Genomic DNA, 17,972 nt, shown 5'->3' with positions numbered 1-17,972 from the left:
CCCCGAAGAAGGCAACCTCAATCTGTCTGACTCGACGCCTTCCCGGACAAGTCCGGTCCTACCGGCCTGCGCCGACGCCTTCCCAGACTGGATCACAATCTGTGTAGGAGGGGACTTGACCCCGAAGAAGGCAACCTCAATCTGTCTGACCTGACTCATTGCCTGCGCTGACGCCTTCCCGGACAAGTCCGGTCCTACCGGGCTGCGCCGACGCCTTCCCGGACAAGTCCGGTCCTACCGGCCTGTGCAAAACCGGTAGGAGGGAGTGCCTACAGGAGAAATGTGATCTGTGTAGCGATCAACATCACCGCCGCCCCCACGCCCACCACCGCAAACAGCTGCTGCAATCGTGGCCCGGCGAGGTAGCGCGCAATCTGTCGCCCGCCGACAAGGCCGAGAACCGCGCCTGCCGCAAAGGGTGCGCCGACGGCCCAATGCATCACGCCGCTCAGGGTTGCGGTAAGCACGCTTCCCATGGAAACCAGGGCAATGACCGCCAATGAAGTGGCCACCACGCTTTTCATGTTCAGGTCGGTGTAGCGCGTCAGCGCCGGGATAATCACGAAGCCGCCGCCAACCCCCAGCAATCCGGATAGCAGGCCCGCCAGCATGCCGGTCAGCGTCAGCGCGCGCAGACACGGCATGGTCCAGCGCAGGCGACCTTGCAGCGGGTTCAGTACACAGGGCAGAAAACCCGGGCGCGTGGCCAATGGGCCGTGACGCAATTCGCAGCTGGCTTTGCGAAAAATCCGCACGCAGGCATACATCAGGACCGCCGAAAACAGCAGTGCCAGCGGTGCGTTCGGCAACTGATGGGCAAGCCACAAACCCAGTGGCGCGATGACAATGCCGATACTGGCGATATAACCCGCAGCGCGATAACGCACGATGCCTTCGCGCAAACCCAGAATCGCACCGACCGCCGACGCCAGGCCAACTGCCAGCAATCCCACGGGGGCGGCTTCGACAATCGACAGGCCAAGGCCAAACACCAGCAATGGCACCGCGAGAATGCCGCCACCGGCCCCGGTCAACGCCAATATCGCGCCGATCAATGTGCCCAGACCTGCGCCGAGCAGTTGATGTTCGTTCACTTTCCGGCCTTGAGCGGGTCAAGCTTCGGGCTGGCGAGCCATTCCCGACCGCGCAGCATGCCGCGCCAGTACAGCGGCGGCAGAATGCGTTCTTTCAGCCACCAGGCCAGACGCGTGGGTTTGCGGCCGTTGAGCAGCCAGTCCGGGAAACTCGGTGCCAGTTTGCCGCCATAGTTGAATTCGGCGAGGACGATCTTGCCGCGTTCCACGGTCAGCGGGCATGAGCCGTAACCGTCGTATTGCGCCAGTTGCTGCAAACGGCCCAGGGCACGCAATACGTTGTTAGCCACCACCGGCGCCTGCTTGCGGGCGGCCGCTGCGGTTTTCGCGTTGCTGGTGTTGGTCGCGTCGCCCAGGCCGTGGATGTTGGCAAAATGGCGATGTTGCAAGGTTGCCGGATCGACGTCGATCCAGCCTGCGGCGTCGGCCAAAGGGCTGGCGCGGATGAAGTCCGGTGCAGTCTGCGGCGGCACTACGTGCAACATGTCGAAGGTTTGCTCGACAGTTTCGCTGTTGCCCTCGGCGTCGGTGCGCACAAAAGTCGCCATTCGCCGAGGGCCGTCCACCGCGATCAGCTTGTGATTGAATTGCAAGTCGATGGCGTAGCGCTCGATGTACTTCATCAAGGCTGGCACATAGTCGGCCACACCAAACAGCACGCCGCCCGCATTGAAGAACTGAGTGTTGATGTGCCCCAGGCGGCCAGTTTTCAGCCAGTGATCGCAGGACAGATACATCGCCTTTTGCGGCGCGCCCGCGCATTTGATCGGCATGGGCGGCTGGGTGAACAGCGCCCGACCCTGCTTGAGGTTTTGCACCAGTTGCCAGGTGTAAGGCGCCAGGTCGTAGCGATAGTTGGACGTCACACCGTTTTTGCCCAGGGTTTCCTGAAGACCGGGAATCGCGGCCCAGTCGAGTTTCAGACCGGGGCAGACGATCAGCTGTTGATAACCGAGCATCTGCCCGGTCTGCAGCAGGATTCGATGGTGTTGCGGCTCGAATGCCGCGACGGCTTCCTTGATCCACCGCACGCCCTTGGGGATCAACGATTCCATGCTGCGCGCGGTGGTCTCAGGTTGAAAAATCCCCGCGCCGACCATGGTCCAGCCGGGCTGATAGTAGTGGGTGTCGGCCGGATCGATAATGGCGATATCCAGCGTCGCGTCCCGAGCCAGCAGGCTCGATGCTGTGGCAATACCAGCAGCGCCAGCGCCGACGATAAGGATTTGGTGGCGCACGTCATGTTGTTCTTGCATCGCAACAGCTCCAGAAGTGGATGCCCGGTTCAAAGGACGTTAAGCGGGATTTTCAGGTAGCTGATGCCGTTTTCTTCCGGCTCCGGAAGGTGGCCACAGCGCATGTTGATCTGCACCGAAGGCAGGATCAGCACGGGCATGTCCAGGGTTGCGTCGCGGGCTTCGCGCATCTTCACGAAGGCGTCTTCATCGATGCCTTCGTGGATGTGGATATTGTTGGCGCGCTGCTCGGCAACCGTGGTCATGTATTGCAGTTCGCGGCCGTTTGGCAGGTAGTCATGGCACATGAACAGTCGTGTGCTGGCCGGCAGGCTGAGGATTTTCTGAATCGAGCGATACAGCGTTCGGGCGTCGGCGCCGGGAAAGTCGCAGCGCGCGGTGCCGTAGTCGGGCATGAATAAAGTGTCGCCAACGAACGCCACGGTTTCGCCCGCCACTTCCACGAGGTAGGTCATGCACGCCGGAGTGTGGCCAGGGGTGTGCATCGCCCGTGCTTCAAGCGTGCCGATCTGGAATGACATGCCGTCGCCCAGCAGCACGTCGAACTGGCTGCCATCGCGCGCAAAACTGCCCGGCGCGTTGAACAGCGCACCGAACACTTTCTGCACCTGGGTGATATGGCTGCCGATAGCGATCTGCCCGTGCAGCTGGTCTTTCAGGTACGCGGCTGCGGAAAGATGATCAGCGTGTACATGGGTTTCGAGAATCCATTGCACCGAGGCTTGCAGCTCCCGAACACGGGCGATCAAGCGGTCGGCGGACTCGGTCCCGGTATGCCCGGACTTGGGGTCGTAATCCAGCACGCTGTCGATCAGCGCGCAGTGTTTGCTGCTCAGGTCCATGACCAGATAGCTGATGGTCGAGGTATGAGGATCGAACAGTGCTTCGATGTACAGGCGCTCGCGAATGATCATGGGGTCTCCAAAACGGTTGTTGAGGCTGGCGGGGTAGTGGGTTGGGTATTCCCGATACCTGCTGGCAACAAGGATTCTGGTAGGAGGGGACTCGTCCCCGAAAACGTCAGTTCAAGCGGCGTTGATTTTCGGATATCTCGTTGTCGGGCAAGTTGCATTCGGGTAATTGCATTCGGGGACAAGTCCCCTCCTACAAGTTACTCGATAAAGGTTACAACCCCGCCCGCCAGGGACTTCACCCGGGCCAGCGATTCGACGCGATAGCCTTGGGCGTCCAGTTCGGCGCGGCCGCCCTGGAACGACTTCTCGATCACGATGCCCAGCCCGGCAACCGTAGCGCCGGCTTGCTTGATGATCGAAATCAGCGCCTGGGATGCCTTACCGTTGGCCAGGAAGTCATCGATGATCAGCACGTTGTCATTGCTGTTCAGATGCCGTGGCGAAATGGCGACGGTGCTTTCAGTCTGCTTGGTGAACGAATACACCGTGGCCGACAGCAGGTTTTCCGTCAGCGTCAGGGATTGATGCTTGCGGGCGAAGATCACCGGTACGCCAAGGCGCAAGCCGGTCATGATCGCCGGAGCAATACCCGAGGCCTCAATGGTGACGATCTTGGTGATGCCCGAGTCGGCGAACAGCGTGGCGAATTCATCGCCGATCAGCTGCATCAGCGCAGGGTCGATCTGATGATTGAGAAACGCATCGACCTTCAACACCTGGTCGGACAATACGATGCCTTCTTCGCGAATTTTCTGGTGCAGTGCTTCCACGTCGGTTCCTCGGCTGCGCGAATGTGCGCAAAAAGTAATCAATTCTAGCGTTTGAGCATGGCACGAATATCGGCCAATGCCGTATTGCCGCGCACGGCCTTCACTTCGGTCGGTGTGTCGTCGTTGCCTTCCCAAGCCAGGTCGTCCGGGGGCAGTTCATCGAGGAAGCGGCTCGGCGAGCAATCAATGATTTCGCCGTATTGCTTACGCTTGGCAGCGAAGGTGAACGCCAGCGTCTGGCGCGCGCGGGTGATGCCCACGTAAGCCAGGCGGCGCTCTTCTTCGATGGTGTCGGCTTCGATGCTGGAACGGTGCGGGAGGATTTCCTCTTCCATGCCCATGATGAACACGTAAGGAAATTCCAGGCCCTTGGAAGCATGCAGGGTCATCATTTGCACACCTTCGGCGCCGTCTTCCTCTTCCTGCTGGCGTTCGAGCATGTCGCGCAGGACCAGCTTGCCGATGGCCTCCTCGATGGTCATGGTGCCTTCTTCGTCTTTCTCGAGGGTGTTTTTCAACGCCTCGATCAGGAACCAGACGTTGCCCATGCGGTAATCGGCGGCCTTGTCGCTGGAGCTGTTCTGCCGCAGCCAGTTTTCATAATCGATGTCCATGACCATGCTGCGCAGCGCGCCAATCGGATCGTCCTGGGCACATTGTTCGCGCACGCGGTCCATCCAGCGCTTGAAGCGCTGCAAACGGTCGGTGTAGCGGCTGTCCAGATGCTCGCCCAGGCCGATTTCGTCGGTGGCGTTGTACATCGAGATCTTGCGCTCGGTGGCGTAGTTGCCGAGTTTTTCCAGGGTCGTCGAGCCGATTTCCCGACGCGGCACGTTGATCACGCGCAGGAAGGCGTTGTCGTCATCCGGATTGACCAGCAAACGGAAATAGGCCATCAGGTCTTTTACTTCCTGACGTCCGAAAAAGCTGTTGCCGCCTGACAGACGATACGGCACCTGATGGTGCTGCAATTTCAGCTCGATCAGTTTCGCCTGATAGTTGCCGCGATACAGGATCGCAAAATCGCTGTAAGGCCGATCGGTGCGCAAGTGCAGGCTGAGGATTTCAACGGCCACGCGCTCGGCTTCGGCGTCTTCATTGCGGCAGCGGATCACGCGAATTTCATCGCCGTGACCCATTTCGCTCCACAATTGCTTTTCGAAGGCGTGGGGATTGTTGGAAATCAGCACGTTGGCGCAGCGCAGGATGCGGCTGGTGGAACGGTAGTTCTGCTCCAGCATCACCACTTTCAGCGACGGATAGTCGTCCTTGAGCAGCATCAGGTTTTCCGGCCGCGCGCCGCGCCAGGCATAGATCGACTGGTCGTCGTCGCCCACCACGGTGAACTGGTTGCGCATGCCGATCAGCAATTTCACCAGCAAATATTGGCTGGCGTTGGTGTCCTGGTATTCATCGACGAGCAAGTAACGAACCTTGTTCTGCCACTTTTCGAGAATGTCGGCGTGTTCCTGGAAGAGTTTCACCGGCAGCAGGATCAGGTCGTCGAAGTCCACCGCGTTGTACGCCTTGAGCGTGCGCTGATAGTGGGTGTAGACGATGGCGGCGGTCTGTTCCTTGGGATTGCGTGCGTTGGCCAGCGCTTCGGGCGGCAGGATCAGGTCGTTTTTCCACGAGCCGATCATGTTCTTGATTTCGTCGACCCCATCGTCGCCGGAATACTCTTTCTGCATGATGTCGGTCATCAGCGCTTTGACGTCGGTCTCGTCAAAGATCGAAAAACCCGGTTTGTAGCCCAGCCGCGTGTGCTCCTTGCGGATCACGTTTAGGCCCAGGTTGTGGAAGGTGGAAACGGTCAAGCCACGGCCTTCGCCAGCGCGCAGCAAGGTGCCGACCCGTTCCTTCATCTCCCGCGCCGCCTTGTTGGTAAAGGTCATGGCGACGATGTATTGGGCACGAATGCCGCAATTCTGGATCAGATGAGCAATCTTGCGCGTAATCACGCTGGTCTTGCCGGAGCCAGCGCCGGCGAGCACCAAAAGAGGGCCGCCGACGTAGTTCACGGCTTCTTGTTGCCGGGGATTGAGTCGGGACATAACAGGGAGAGGGTCACAAGCGAAATGGGCGGGCATTTTAACAGGCTGGGACGATTGTGCGGCCACCGTCCGCCCCTGTACTTGCACTAAATATCGCTGCGCTATCTAATCCTGTAATTTTTGTTACATTTGCGTACCAATGCGCTGTAAAGGCGCTGGTTTGGCCCCGCGTCTTTGGGCTTTGTTGCTCGTCCTTGACGAGCCTAGGGAGCTAGCTTGTCTACGCTTTTCCAACCCGTGCGACTGTTATTGCTGGCCCGAGAGCCGGAATGGCAAGCATTGCTTCGCGTTTGCCTGGTTCCACTCGATGGCATTGAATTGCTGTGTGTCGCCGACTGGAATGAAGTCAGCGAGCATCTTGTCGACCAGAGCAATACGGTGCTGCTGACCACGCCCGCGCTGCAACCTGCGCCGGGACGCTGCAGTTTGCCTGTGGTTATGCTGCTGGAGCAGGAACCGCCTGTCGGACCGGTCGGCGCTGTCGACTGGCTGGTACGCGGCAGCCTGACGACTGACACCGTGCGCCGCTGTCTGCGACATATCCGCGAAAAAGGCTTGCTGGAAGACACGCTGCAACGCCTGGCCGAACAGGACACGTTGACCGGCATCGCCAATCGCCAGGGTTTTCAGACGTTGCTGACCGCGCGTTTGCTGGAAAACGAAGGCCGCGGGCTGGCCCTTGGACATCTGGATCTGGACAACTTCCGCCGCGCCAACGATGCCCTAGGCCATCAGGCCGGCGATCGATTGATTCTGCAGGTTGTGGCGCGCCTGAAAAGCCAGCTAGAGGTTGGCGATCAGATCGCCCGCCTTGGCAGCGACGAATTTGCCTTGTTAATAGACACGCGGCGGGCGCCACGCCGCGCCGAGTGGATGGCCGAACGCATCACTGAAGCGCTGGCCGAGCCTTACTGGGTCGATGGCGAAAGCCTGCTGATCGGTTGCAGCCTGGGTATCGCCCACTCGCGCGCGCTGGCCGGCGCCGATCCGTTGATGTGGCATGCACACATCGCCATGCAACAGGCCAAGGGTGTTCAGGGCTGCACCTTTCATGTCTTCAACGAACGCATCAATCGCAATGCCCGCAGCCTCGCCGATCTGGAAAGTGAACTGCGTCGGGCGCTACGACGTGACGAGCTGGAGTTGCACTATCAACCCAGGCTTTGCCTGACCAGTGGGCGCATTGTCGGTCTGGAAGCGCTGGTGCGCTGGCGTCATCAGGAGCGTGGCCTGTTGCCGCCCAGCGAATTCGTGCCGCTGGCCGAGCAAAGTGGCTTGATCGTGCCGCTGGGCTACTGGGTGATTTCCCGTGCCCTGCGCGACATGCAGGCGCTGCGCGAACTCGGCATGCCGCCGCTGCACATGGCCATCAACCTGTCGTTCCGCCAGTTTCAGGACAACCAGTTGCTGGCGACGTTGAGCAGGTTGATCGCCGACCGTGGCGTCGATGCGCAATGGCTGGAGTTCGAGCTGACTGAAACCGCCGTCATGCGCCGCAGCGATCTGGTCAAGCACACCATGGACGCACTGGGCAGGCTCGGCGTGCGCTTTTCTCTGGATGACTTCGGCACCGGCTTTTCGTCTTTCGTACATCTGAACAGCCTGCCCATTGCGCTGCTCAAGATCGACCGGAGTTTCGTCGCCGAAATGGAGCAGCGCGAGGAGAACCGCAAGCTGGTCCACGCCATGATTAATCTGGCGCATAACCTGAGTCTGGAAGTGGTGGCCGAAGGCGTCGAAAACGTCGAACAACTGGCCTTGCTGCGCAGCTTCGGCTGCGATCAGGTGCAGGGCTACCTCATCAGCCGCCCGCTGGCGATGCAGGATCTGGTTGAGTTCCTGACCTTCGATCAAGGTGTTTCGCGGTCGTTGAGTAGTGTTTGATCGGGCAGGCAGTCAATGCAGCCCAGAGACCGGTAGGAGGGGACTTGTCCCCGAAGACAATTGCCCAGACAACGGGCAAATCCAGGCATGAGCGACCGAGCGGACATCTTCGGGGGACAAGTCCCTTCCTACCGAATACCGCAAGTAATTCACGCCACCACTGCCGCACCCGCTTCGCGCCGCAACAACCGCGAAGTCTTCCTTTCGAACGCGTAGGTCAGCGCCAGCGCCGAGCACAGCAAACCGAGCGCCAGGCCCCACCACACACCAACTGCGCCCTGATTCATATAGAAACCCAGAATCCACGCCGCAGGTGCCGCCACCAGCCAATAGCTGGCCAGCCCGATCAGGAAGGTGGTCTTGGCATCCTTGAAGCCGCGAATCGCGCCCATGGCGATAGTTTGCGTGCCATCAAGGATTTCGAACCAGGCGGCAATCGCCAGCAGTTTTACGGCCAGATCGACAATGTCGGCGAACGCCGGGTCGTTGATGTCCAGGAACAGCCCGATAATCGAATGCGGCGCCAGCCAGAACAGCACGCCGAACGCCAGCATCACGCTGCCGCCGAAAACAATGCCCGCACGTCCGGCAGTCCGCGCCAGCAACAAATTGCCCGCGCCGTAATGCTGACCGATGCGCATGGTCACGGCGTAGGAAATACCCACCGGAATCATGAACGCCATGGACACCGTTTGCAGCGCGATCTGGTGCGCGGCCATCTGCGTGCTGCCCATCGCGCCCATGCAGAACGCGGCAAAGGTGAACAACCCGACTTCCACCGCATACGTCCCGCCAATGGGCAGACCCAGACGCCACAGTTCCTTGAGATGACTGCGCGACAGCTGCCAAAACCCCTGAAGAATTGGATAGGGCGCGTAAGCCGGGTGCCGACGGATGTGCAGCGCGAGGATCAGCGCCATGGCGTTGGTGACAATTGCCGTGACCAGTCCAATGCCCATCAAACCCAGGTGCGGCAGCCCGAACAGGCCATGAATGAAGGCATAGTTGAGACCGAAGTTTGCAGCCGCGCCGCCCAGGCTGATGGCCATGACCGGACCGGCGCGACCCAGCGCACTGGTGAAGCCGCGCAGCGCCATGAAGGTCAGCAACCCCGGCAGCGCCAATGGCAAGGTGATCAAGAATTGACCGGCCATGTGGACGTTGGCTTCGGTCTGGCCGAACTGGCGAAGGATCGGCTCCAGGTTCCACAGCATCAACATGGCGATCAACGCCATGCCCCAGGCCAGCCAGACTCCGGCTTGAACCAGCTGGGCCGCGCCTTTGTTGTCGCCCGCGCCATGCCGAATCGCTACCAACGTGCCGACCGCCGCCATGACGCCCACGCAGAAAAACGAGATGAAGTTGTAACTGGCCGCGCCCAAACCGCCGCCCGCCAGCGCTTCGGGACCGAGCTGGCCCATCATCACGGTGTCAGTGAACACCATCAACATGTGCGCCATCTGTGAAGCGATCAGCGGCCCGGCCAGGCGCAGGATGATCCAGAGTTCTTTGATGGCAGGTTGTTGCATAGCGATGGTGCTCGAATTCGGGGGCATTTATGAGCGGCACATTCTCGGCAGTTAGCCGGTGATGCACAAAGGGATAAATCAGATCAGTTGCATGAGTAAAACTCATGCACGAGGATATACGCTAAAGTCAGTGCTCCCCGCAGTAGGAAAGATCTGAATGGCACGTAGTCTCGCTCCACTCTATGCGCTTCGTGCATTCGAAGCGGCCGCGCGACACAGCTCGTTTACCCGCGCGGCGGAAGAGTTATCCATCACGCAAAGTGCGGTCAGCCGGCACATTCGCACCCTCGAAGAGCATTTCGCCTGTCGATTGTTTCAACGCAAGGGTCGCAACCTGCAACTCACCGAGGCGGCGCGTACCTTGCTGCCTGGCGTGCGGGACGGTTTTTCGGCGCTGGAGCGGGCGTGCAGCACGTTGTTGAGCGACGAAGGCGTGCTGCGCATGAAGGCCCCGCCGACCCTGACCATGCGTTGGCTGCTGGCGCGGCTCAGCCGTTTTCGTCATTTGCAGGTCGGCAATGAAGTGCAGCTGACCAGCGCCTGGGTTGAAATCGACGTGGTGGATTTCAGCCAGGAACCCTTTGATTGCGCGGTCTTGCTCAGTCGCGGGCATTTTCCGGCGGATTGGGAAGCGATTTATCTGTTCCCTGAACTGCTGATTCCGGTCGGAGCACCGAGCTTGCTCGAAGAGCTGCCCTGGGACGTCGAACGCCTGGCCGCCGCCGAACTGCTGCATCCGACACTGGACCGGCGTGACTGGCGCACCTGGCTGGAACGCACCGGTTTGTCGACGCAGGTCTCACTCAAGGGCGGCCAGGTCTTCGATACGCTGGAACTGGGCATGATCGCCGCAGCGCGAGGTTATGGGGTGTCGATGGGCGATTTGCTGATGGTCGCCGAGGACGTGGCGCACGGTCGTATGAGCCTGCCGTGGCGCACCGCAGTGCACAGCGGCGAGGACTATTATCTGGTTTGGCCGCGCACGAGGCCCGGAACAGAGCGGCTGCGTCGACTGGGCGACTTTCTGCAAAGCGAAGTCCAGGCCATGGAGTTGCCGGACGTGGAAATTCTCAGGTAAATGATTCGCGGATTTCAGCTTCGCAATCGTTTGCTAAACCAACGGAAGCACTCAAGTATTCATTTGGGTGGCCGATGTTGAGGCATGGGAGTATTCGTACCAGAAGTACGGAAAAAGCCTAAAACTCAAATAGATAATTTGCTGAACAGTTCGGAATCCAAAGGTCCGAACTGTTCAGTCAGGAGCCCTTATGTCAAAGCCCCGCGCTCGAATTGCCTCGCAACTCGGTATAGCTCTGGCCGTTATTCTGGCGGTTGTCATCAGCGGCAGTACCGTTTTTGCGTTGCGTTCACTGGACTCTGCCAACCTCGTCATTCGTGAAGAGCATATGGGCAGTGAAGCGCGGTTGTTGGCGGATCAGCTCACCACCTTTCATAGCACCTTGCGTGACAGCACCCAGCGCTTGAGCGGGTTGTTTGAAAAACGCTTTGCCGGTGGCTTGACGGTGCAGGCCGACAAGCCGGTCACAGTGGCCGGGATCCAGACGCCAGGTTTGTATGAGGGCGCCACTGTCCTGAACAACGACTTCACCGAAGTTGATAGCTTCCGCCAGTTGACGGCCGGGGTGGCCACAGTATTCGTGCGCAGCGGCGACGAGTTCATCCGCATCAGCACTTCGCTGACCAAGCAGGACGGCACACGCGCCATTGGCACCCAGCTGGACCACAAGCATCCGGCTTACGATCGCTTGATGGGCGGGCAGAATTACATCGGCAAGGCGGTGTTGTTTGATCGCAATTACATGACGCAATACTCCCCGGTACGCGACAGCGGCGGCAAAGTCATTGCGGTGCTGTTTGTCGGCTTCGACTACACCGATGCGCAAAACGCTCAGTTCGAAAACCTGAGGAATTTCCGCATCGGCACAACAGGCTCATTGGCGCTGCTGGATGATCAAGGCCGCTGGCTGGTATCGCCGGCAGGCGTGAAAGCTCCGGAGCAGGCAGGTAAAACCGTCGCTGACGTCGTCAAGCTGCCGGGCAAGGGTCAGTTCTGGAACGACACCAGTCAGGATTTCTACAGCGTTGCCCAGCCGTTCAAGGACGGGCCATGGACGGTAATCGCCAGCATGCCGAAAGCTGAAATCAGCGCGGTGACCTGGAGCGTCGGCACGCAGCTGGCCATTGGCAGCCTGTTGGCCATGTTTATCGCGGTCGGTTCGGCGATCTGGCTGTTGCGCAGCAAACTGCAGCCGTTGTCCGATCTGGTGCGTCAGGCTGAAGCCTTGGGCGCCGGTGATTTGAGCGTGCGCCTGAACGTGTCCAGTCACGACGAAATCGGTCAGTTGGCGGGCAGCTTCAACAAGATGGGCGAAGCCTTGTCGACCATGGTTTCCCACATCCGCACTGCCGCTCAGCAAGTCAGCAGTCGCGCTCACGAGTTGTCCGGCCTGTCGGGCGGTGCGTATGAAGGCATGGAACAGCAGTCCGGCGAAATTACCAGCATGGCTGGCGCTGTCGAGGAGTTCAGCGCCACTTCCCTGAACATCGCCGACAATATGGGAAATACCGAACGTCTGGCCAGTGAAAATGCCCAGCAAACCCGTATCGGTCGCGCCTCGATGCAGGAAGCGTCCTTGTCCCTTGAGCAGATTGCTTCGTCGCTGAGCAGCACCGCGACGGTCATCGATACGCTGGGGCAGCGCTCCCAGGAAATCGGCAGCATCGTCGGCGTGATTACCTCGATTGCCGACCAGACCAACCTGCTGGCCCTCAACGCCGCAATCGAAGCAGCCCGAGCCGGTGAACAAGGCCGTGGTTTTGCGGTGGTGGCGGACGAGGTGCGCAGCCTGGCATCCAGGACGCGCAAGGCTACCGATGAAATCTCCGGCATGATCGCCAGCATTCAGCAGGAAACCGGCAACGCCATCAGCACGATGCAGCAGGGCAATGCGTTGATGCAGGAAGGTCTGTCACGCAACGCCAAGGTCGCTGCCGCGCTGGCGCAGATCGACGAGCAAAGCCGTTCCGCCGGTGAGCAGTTTGCCGCCATCACCACCGCGACCCAGGAACAAAGCAGCACCGCGACCTTGCTCAGCAGCAACCTGCAAAGCATCGCGATGGCCAACACCGAACAGCGCGAAGTGGTCTCGCATCTGGCAGTGACCGCCGAAGAACTGAATGCGCTGGCGGCAGAATTGCGCACTGAGGTTGATCGGTTTCGTTGATCAGTTAATCCTGTGGGAGCGAGCTTGCTCGCGAATAGATAGGTATGAAACATTGCCTTCGCGAGCAAGCTCGCTCCCACAAGGATCAAGTCGCCCGCACGCTCAATTACTCGAAGGCCGATACTGCAACGCCTCCGCGACATGACTGCGGTTGATCGCCTCGACCTGCTCCAGATCAGCCAGGGTGCGGGCGACTTTCAGCAAGCGGTGGGCGGCGCGCAGAGACAGCGTCAGTCGCTCGCATGCTGTTTCCAGCCAGGCTTCATCGGCAGCAGACAACCCACAATGCTGGCGCAAGCCGGGCAGATCGAGAAATGCATTGGCGCAACCCTGACGCCGCTGCTGACGTTCCCTGGCTTGCGCGACCCATTTGGCGGCGCTGGCGGTGTCGTCGCCTTGCTGCGGCGAAGGATTGAGCGACGTCGCTTCCCGCGCCACGGTCAGGTGCAGATCAATCCGGTCCAGCAGCGGGCCGGATAATTTGTTGCGATAACGCTGAATCTGCTCAGTAGAACAACGACAGCGACCGGTTGGCTCGCCCAGGTAGCCGCACGGACAGGGATTCATCGCCGCGACCAGCTGAAAACGCGCCGGAAAACGCACCCGATCCCGCGCCCGCGAAATCACGATATGCCCCGACTCTAGCAGCTCGCGAAGCACTTCCAGAACCCGACGGTCAAATTCCGGCAGCTCATCGAGAAACAGCACGCCATGGTGCGCCAGGGTAATTTCCCCCGGCCGCGGACGACTTCCGCCGCCCACTAACGCCGGGCCGGATGCCGAATGGTGCGGCTGACGGAACGGCCGCTGTGGCCAACTTGTCAGCGGAATCTGGCTGGCGACTGACTGAATCGCCGCGACCTCCAGCGCTTCATGCTCGTCCAGCGGTGGCAGCAAACCAGGCAGACGACTGGCGAGCAGGGTTTTACCTGTACCGGGCGGACCGCTGAATAGCAGGTTATGCGCGCCGGCTGCAGCGACGATCAGCGCGCGTTTGGCGGCGGTCTGGCCCTGGACTTCACTGAGGTCCGGGTAAGGTTTGGTCTGATGCAGAAGCCCGCTGGCCTGATAGGGCGCGATTGGCACCTGCCCGTTGAAATGGGCCACCAGCTCCAGCAAATGATTGGCGGCGATGACTCGCAAACCTGACGCCAGACACGCTTCTTCGGCGTTGACCGCAGGAATGATCAGCGTGCGCTCGGCAGCGCGGGCGGCCAACGCCGCTGGCAGCACCCCTTGAATCGGCCGGATCGCCCCCGACAACGCCAACTCGCCAAGGCACTCCACATCCAGCAACGCCGTAAGCGGCACTTGCCCATTTGCAGCCAGCAACCCCAAGGCAATCGCCAGATCAAAACGCCCGCCATCCTTGGGCAGATCCGCCGGGGCGAGATTCAGCGTGATGCGCCGATCAGGAAATTTCAGCCCGGAATTCAAAATCGCACTGCGCACGCGATCCTTGCTTTCCTTCACGGCACCTTCCGGCAATCCCACCAGCGTCAGCGCGGGCAGACCATTGGCCAAGTGCGCTTCAACCGTAACAGCAGGCGCCTCCACCCCGACCTGGGCGCGGCTGTGAACGATAGCGAGAGACATGGACTCTTCCTTGAGAATGCGATTTGCGCATCCTGCGCGATTGCGAAGCGTCGTGAGGGAATGAATGGATACAGGGTGTTAACGGCAGAGGAAGCCAGCAGCGCTGGGCGATAAAACGTGCGGGGCAGAAATGAGTTGGCCCCGCAGAGCGGGGCCATATTCTTACCTGAGCTCATCACCGTTTCAGAATCCCGGGAGTGGAGTTGTCAGGGCTGCCCGGCGAATATATTCGACCTGGACGGCATGGTCAAACCTGAAATCGGCCATCAAACAGGTGATAGCCAAGGCTTGCACGACTAGATGAAATATCCGTCACACCGTGAGGAAAAGGCTGAATTCGAGGTGTCCCCTGCGCTGGGTATTATCCGTGTCTTCTGTATCTGGGGGCTAATAGATCAGCGCCCAGAGAGCTCGCACAAAAGGAACAGCAGGATCGCGGCATAACGTAAAAAGGATTTTGACCGTCGATGATATGGCAGACACTGGAATCAAAGTTATCGACTCCCAGGATGGCTCGTTACTTACGCGGACATAGGGGGCATGAGTCGATAGCCGCACAAGCCTACGTCCACAATATGAGGATCGCTGAGGCATTGGTTTCGGTATTCCATATTCTGGAAGTTGCGCTACGCAACGGTATCCAAAAAGAAATGGCTCTTAACTATGGCCGTGAAGACTGGTATGAGGAGTGGCGTTGCTGCGGTGACGGCGCGCTTGAAAAGCTTTACGAGAAGATACGCGATGCAAAAGCAATCTTGATTCAACGACACGTTGCAGTCTCCCCGGACAATATCGTTGCAGAACTAAGCTTCGGATTCTGGACGGCTCTATTCAACAAAGCGACGACCAAGACTTTGTCAAAACCGTTGATGAAGGTCTTTTTCCATTGTCCCAAAGCTCTGCGTCAACCTGATCTGATCCGCAAGCGCCTTAACAATGGAAGAGTACTGCGCAACAGATGCTTCCATCACGAGCCCTTGCTATGGCAACCACTGTTGGTGCTGCACCGTGATATCTCGGAAATCATCCAGTGGATTGATCCGGTCTTGTTCGGTTGGATGCAAGCGCATGATCGGTTTCCACCAATACTTGCCGACTGGAAATGCTGGAAAGGTTCTCTCGTGTTCACGCCCCAATTCGCAACGACTTAAAACAGAGGGGCATAACATCAACCACGCGGCAACGGCAGCGCGGTGGTGTATTTGAGTTGTTCCATGGAAAAGCTCGACGTGATGGTCGACAGGCCTTCGGTGCTGCTGATGAGTTTTTTGTAGAAGCGGTCATAAGCGGCCATGTCGTGGACCACCAGGCGCAGCATGTAATCCCATTCGCCGGCCATCCGGTAGAACTCCATGACTTCCTCGAACTGCATGACGGTCTGGGCGAAGTGTTCGAGCCACTGGCTGTCGTGGCGTTGGGTTTTGAGTTGCACGAACACTGACAAGCCGAGGCCGAGTTTTTCCGCGTCGAGCAGCACCACCTTGGATTTGATGAAGCCCGCTTCTTCGAGCTTCTTCACGCGCTTCCAGCACGGTGTGGTCGAGAGGTTGACCGCTTCGGCCAGATCCTTGAGCGGCATGGACGCATCGCGCTGGAGCAGGGTCAGGATGTGCCGGTCAAAACTGTCCATTCTTCACTACCGATGTTCTGGAGAAATATTTTCTAGAGATTAGCTATCCAGGTAGCACGAAGGAAAATTATTTTCGCCGCGTATCAGTAAAATTTGCTCATTAACCCGCTTTTGAGCAGAGGCATAGCAGTGATGAGCGACTGGATTCGTACGGCCATGAAAAAGATTTCCAGCGATCAACAGCGGTCGGCGGATACGCACATGCTCAAACTGGATGTTCCCGCACTCAAAGATGTGGATATCTACATCAAGGATGAGAGCACGCACCCGAGTGGCAGTTTGAAGCACCGGCTGGCGCGTTCGTTGTTCCTGCATGCCATTTGCAGCGGCAAGGTTCGTGAGGGTACGCATGTGGTCGAGGCATCTTCGGGCAGCACGGCGGTGTCCGAAGCTTATTTTGCCAAGCTGCTGGGGCTGAGCTTTACGGCTGTGATGCCGCGCAATACGGCAAGCAAGAAAATCGAACAGGTGGAATTGCTCGGCGGCCGCTGTCATTTCGTCGAACGCGGGTGCGATGTGTACCCCGAGGCCGAGCGGCTGGCGAGCGCGGGCGATCGTCATTACATGGACCAGTTCACCTATGCGGAGCGCGCCACCGACTGGCGCGGCAATAACAATATTGCCGACAGCATCTTCGAGCAGTTGAGCGGCGAAGAGTATCCGGTGCCCGCCGCGATCGTGATGAGCGCCGGAACCGGCGGCACGTCGGCGACGATTGGGCGTTTCATCCGCTATAAGGGGCATGACACACGGCTGATCGTGGTGGACCCGGAGAATTCAGTCTTCTATGAGAGCTACCGAACGGGTGATACCTGCGTGACCAGCCAGCATGGCAGTCGCATTGAAGGCATCGGGCGGCCCAAGGTCGAGGCGTCGTTTCTGCCGGGTGTGATCGACGACATGATGCAGGTGCCTGACGCCGCGAGCATCGCCACGCTGGCCTGGCTGGAACGTCTGCTCGGTAAAAAGCCCGGCGGCTCGACCGGTACCAACGTCTGGGGCGCGCTGACGGTGGCGCTGCAGATGCAGGAGCAAGGTTTGAAAGGGTCAGTGGTGACGCTGATGTGCGACAGCGGCGAGCGTTATCTGGACACCTACTACGACCCACAATGGGTCGCGCGCACCATCGGTGATCTCGCGCCTTATACGCGCAAGCTGGAGCACTTGTTGGTGCCGGCCAGATAATCGATGAAGGGTAGATGCACTGTTTCGATACAGGGCAAACACCAATCCGTTGGAGCGAGGCTTGCCCGCGAATCAGGCACCTTGGTGGACCAGACCCACCGTGTAATCGTTCTTCGCGGGCAGCCTCGCTCCAACGGATGGTTACGGGTCAGGCGTCATTCTTTGGCGAAGCGTTCGCTTCCATCTCCGCAACCTTGGCTTCCAGCGCTTCCAGACGTGCCCGGGTGCGGGCGAGGACGGCCATCTGGCTGTCGAACTCCTCACGACTGACCAGATCCAGTTTGCTGAAGCCGCTTTGCAGCAGGGCTTTGAACTGGGTTTCAAATTCATTGCGCGGGATCGGCGTCTCGCCGTTGAACAAGCGCGAGGCGTGGCCGCTCAGGGCATCGAGGAAAGCTTTGGGCGCGAGCATGGTCAGGTTCCAGAATCAGATGGGCGGCAGTGTAGCACGCAGCGTCTATAGTCAATCCAGGTCGGGGATGCACGGTTATCGCGCATCGTGGCGTGCACGCGCGCACTGTAGTTGTGCGTTCCGCTCGTCTGGAAGGGGCCGGGGCTGGGCAATTGTGGGTCAAGGGCCTGTATTCAATGAAATATCACGAGATGGCAAGCTTTCTGCTTAGACGCTTATGACCCATGCACTGAGGCAGTCGCTATGACGAAGGCAGTGCGGCAGGCGGAGCGGGGATGTGTTTCGTCAGAAGCGGTTTCTGGGGTTGGTCGGGCCTCTATTTAAGGCGACCGACGCGTTACAAAGCCAGGCACTGCGCTTAGACTTGAGTCGGGTTTGTTTTCCTGGGGCAAGTCCACCAATT

Annotated in this window: 14 protein-coding genes; 5 read left to right on the top strand and 9 right to left on the bottom strand. The window is 59.3% G+C overall.

Going from position 1 to position 17,972, the window contains the following annotated elements:
* Window positions 1-269: 269 nt before the first annotated feature.
* The 5 genes from AFK24_RS06915 to rep all read right to left on the bottom strand — a co-directional run bounded on the left by AFK24_RS06915 (window position 270) and on the right by rep (window position 6,088).
* Window positions 270-1,094 carry a sulfite exporter TauE/SafE family protein gene (locus AFK24_RS06915; protein WP_065832553.1) on the bottom strand — a complete coding sequence of 275 codons (825 nt, stop codon included), beginning with the start codon at window positions 1,092-1,094 and terminating at the stop codon, window positions 270-272.
* Window positions 1,091-2,350, bottom strand: a complete 1,260-nt coding sequence (locus AFK24_RS06910; protein WP_065832552.1) for an NAD(P)/FAD-dependent oxidoreductase — start codon at window positions 2,348-2,350, stop codon at window positions 1,091-1,093. Before AFK24_RS06910 ends, AFK24_RS06915 begins: the two co-directional genes overlap by 4 nt.
* Before the next feature lie 29 nt (window positions 2,351-2,379).
* Entirely contained in the window at window positions 2,380-3,264 is an 885-nt protein-coding gene (locus AFK24_RS06905) for an MBL fold metallo-hydrolase (RefSeq protein WP_065832551.1), read from the bottom strand.
* Between the two features lie 197 nt (window positions 3,265-3,461).
* Window positions 3,462-4,034, bottom strand: a complete 573-nt coding sequence (locus AFK24_RS06900) for a xanthine phosphoribosyltransferase (RefSeq protein WP_065832550.1) — start codon at window positions 4,032-4,034, stop codon at window positions 3,462-3,464.
* A gap of 44 nt (window positions 4,035-4,078) precedes the next feature.
* The gene (gene rep / locus AFK24_RS06895) at window positions 4,079-6,088 is read right to left on the bottom strand and encodes a DNA helicase Rep (RefSeq protein WP_065832549.1); all 2,010 of its coding nucleotides are present in this window, start codon (window positions 6,086-6,088) and stop codon (window positions 4,079-4,081) included.
* Window positions 6,089-6,304: 216 nt separating this feature from the next.
* Between rep and AFK24_RS06890 the strand changes: the two genes are divergently transcribed.
* Window positions 6,305-7,972: a putative bifunctional diguanylate cyclase/phosphodiesterase gene (locus AFK24_RS06890; RefSeq protein WP_065832548.1), complete on the top strand. Its 1,668-nt coding sequence runs from the start codon at window positions 6,305-6,307 to the stop codon at window positions 7,970-7,972.
* A 149-nt stretch (window positions 7,973-8,121) separates the two neighbouring features.
* On the opposite strand, the gene AFK24_RS06885 is transcribed toward AFK24_RS06890, so the two are convergent.
* Window positions 8,122-9,501: a NorM family multidrug efflux MATE transporter gene (locus AFK24_RS06885; RefSeq protein WP_065832547.1), complete on the bottom strand. Its 1,380-nt coding sequence runs from the start codon at window positions 9,499-9,501 to the stop codon at window positions 8,122-8,124.
* Window positions 9,502-9,658: 157 nt separating this feature from the next.
* Between AFK24_RS06885 and AFK24_RS06880 the strand changes: the two genes are divergently transcribed.
* Both AFK24_RS06880 and AFK24_RS06875 read left to right on the top strand, forming a co-directional pair.
* Window positions 9,659-10,579, top strand: coding sequence for a LysR substrate-binding domain-containing protein (locus AFK24_RS06880; protein ID WP_065832546.1), 921 nt, complete (start codon window positions 9,659-9,661; stop codon window positions 10,577-10,579).
* Between the two features lie 190 nt (window positions 10,580-10,769).
* Window positions 10,770-12,746: a methyl-accepting chemotaxis protein gene (locus tag AFK24_RS06875; protein WP_065832545.1), complete on the top strand. Its 1,977-nt coding sequence runs from the start codon at window positions 10,770-10,772 to the stop codon at window positions 12,744-12,746.
* Window positions 12,747-12,848: 102 nt separating this feature from the next.
* Here the strand turns inward: AFK24_RS06875 and AFK24_RS06870 are convergent, their stop codons facing one another.
* Window positions 12,849-14,342, bottom strand: coding sequence for a YifB family Mg chelatase-like AAA ATPase (locus AFK24_RS06870; RefSeq protein WP_065832544.1), 1,494 nt, complete (start codon window positions 14,340-14,342; stop codon window positions 12,849-12,851).
* 509 nt (window positions 14,343-14,851) lie between these two features.
* On the opposite strand from AFK24_RS06870, the gene AFK24_RS06865 reads away from it, so the two are divergent.
* The gene (locus AFK24_RS06865) at window positions 14,852-15,493 is read left to right on the top strand and encodes an Abi family protein (protein WP_240500354.1); all 642 of its coding nucleotides are present in this window, start codon (window positions 14,852-14,854) and stop codon (window positions 15,491-15,493) included.
* Window positions 15,494-15,510: 17 nt separating this feature from the next.
* Here the strand turns inward: AFK24_RS06865 and AFK24_RS06860 are convergent, their stop codons facing one another.
* The gene (locus AFK24_RS06860; RefSeq protein ID WP_065832542.1) at window positions 15,511-15,972 is read right to left on the bottom strand and encodes an Lrp/AsnC family transcriptional regulator; all 462 of its coding nucleotides are present in this window, start codon (window positions 15,970-15,972) and stop codon (window positions 15,511-15,513) included.
* A 132-nt stretch (window positions 15,973-16,104) separates the two neighbouring features.
* Between AFK24_RS06860 and AFK24_RS06855 the strand changes: the two genes are divergently transcribed.
* The gene (locus tag AFK24_RS06855; RefSeq protein ID WP_240500353.1) at window positions 16,105-17,157 is read left to right on the top strand and encodes a PLP-dependent cysteine synthase family protein; all 1,053 of its coding nucleotides are present in this window, start codon (window positions 16,105-16,107) and stop codon (window positions 17,155-17,157) included.
* A 148-nt stretch (window positions 17,158-17,305) separates the two neighbouring features.
* Here the strand turns inward: AFK24_RS06855 and AFK24_RS06850 are convergent, their stop codons facing one another.
* Window positions 17,306-17,569, bottom strand: a complete 264-nt coding sequence (locus AFK24_RS06850; protein WP_065832540.1) for an accessory factor UbiK family protein — start codon at window positions 17,567-17,569, stop codon at window positions 17,306-17,308.
* Between the last annotated feature and the right edge of the window lie 403 nt (window positions 17,570-17,972).

The organism is Pseudomonas syringae (genome assembly GCF_001698815.1).
Classification (GTDB): Bacteria; Pseudomonadota; Gammaproteobacteria; order Pseudomonadales; family Pseudomonadaceae; genus Aquipseudomonas; species Aquipseudomonas syringae_A.
The sequence above is the reverse complement of the archived record's forward strand: the minus strand, read 5'-3'. Positions and strand labels throughout refer to the sequence as shown.

Coding starts and splice junctions, on each gene's coding strand:
- AFK24_RS06850 (WP_065832540.1), bottom strand. CDS start 17,569: ATGCTCGCGCCCAAAGCTTTCCTCGATGCCCTGAGCGGCCACGCCTCG.
- AFK24_RS06860 (WP_065832542.1), bottom strand. CDS start 15,972: ATGGACAGTTTTGACCGGCACATCCTGACCCTGCTCCAGCGCGATGCG.
- AFK24_RS06885 (WP_065832547.1), bottom strand. CDS start 9,501: ATGCAACAACCTGCCATCAAAGAACTCTGGATCATCCTGCGCCTGGCC.
- AFK24_RS06880 (WP_065832546.1), top strand. CDS start 9,659: ATGGCACGTAGTCTCGCTCCACTCTATGCGCTTCGTGCATTCGAAGCG.
- AFK24_RS06855 (WP_240500353.1), top strand. CDS start 16,105: ATGAGCGACTGGATTCGTACGGCCATGAAAAAGATTTCCAGCGATCAA.
- AFK24_RS06875 (WP_065832545.1), top strand. CDS start 10,770: ATGTCAAAGCCCCGCGCTCGAATTGCCTCGCAACTCGGTATAGCTCTG.
- rep (WP_065832549.1), bottom strand. CDS start 6,088: ATGTCCCGACTCAATCCCCGGCAACAAGAAGCCGTGAACTACGTCGGC.
- AFK24_RS06865 (WP_240500354.1), top strand. CDS start 14,852: ATGGCTCGTTACTTACGCGGACATAGGGGGCATGAGTCGATAGCCGCA.
- AFK24_RS06905 (WP_065832551.1), bottom strand. CDS start 3,264: ATGATCATTCGCGAGCGCCTGTACATCGAAGCACTGTTCGATCCTCAT.
- AFK24_RS06870 (WP_065832544.1), bottom strand. CDS start 14,342: ATGTCTCTCGCTATCGTTCACAGCCGCGCCCAGGTCGGGGTGGAGGCG.
- AFK24_RS06910 (WP_065832552.1), bottom strand. CDS start 2,350: ATGCAAGAACAACATGACGTGCGCCACCAAATCCTTATCGTCGGCGCT.